Origin of the sequence: Mesorhizobium sp. M1C.F.Ca.ET.210.01.1.1 (genome assembly GCF_004791585.1) — a bacterium.
Classification (GTDB): Bacteria; Pseudomonadota; Alphaproteobacteria; order Rhizobiales; family Rhizobiaceae; genus Mesorhizobium.
Window position 1 is genome coordinate 1 of record NZ_SRUU01000222.1, and the last position, 285, is coordinate 285.

Here is a 285-nt window from a genome sequence, read left to right on the forward strand (position 1 = left end):
GATAGAGTTCTCGTGAATAGTTGCCAGACAGGAAGAGCCTGCGACTGCGGCCAGGAAGAGGGGCGTCGACCTCTCGCGACGAGTCATAGGCATAAGGAAGGCGAGCGATGCCGGACGCGTTAAGCCGACTGGTGAAAACCAGGAAAGGGCCTTCCGGATCATAGGTCGTGGCATAATGGACGCCGGGAAGGTCGGCGCAGTCGAAGATGAAGCGGACATTGGGATTGGCCGAATCCGGCATGTCGGGGTCGCTGATCCGAAAGAAGATCGCCGGGCGGCTCCTCG

Annotated in this window: 1 protein-coding gene; it reads right to left on the reverse strand. The window is 60.0% G+C overall.

Annotated features, from left to right (window positions below; all coding sequences use genetic code 11):
• Positions 1 to 285, reverse strand: a 285-nt coding sequence (locus EN853_RS34455; RefSeq protein WP_210236104.1) for a hypothetical protein, incomplete at both ends; no start/stop codon positions are given.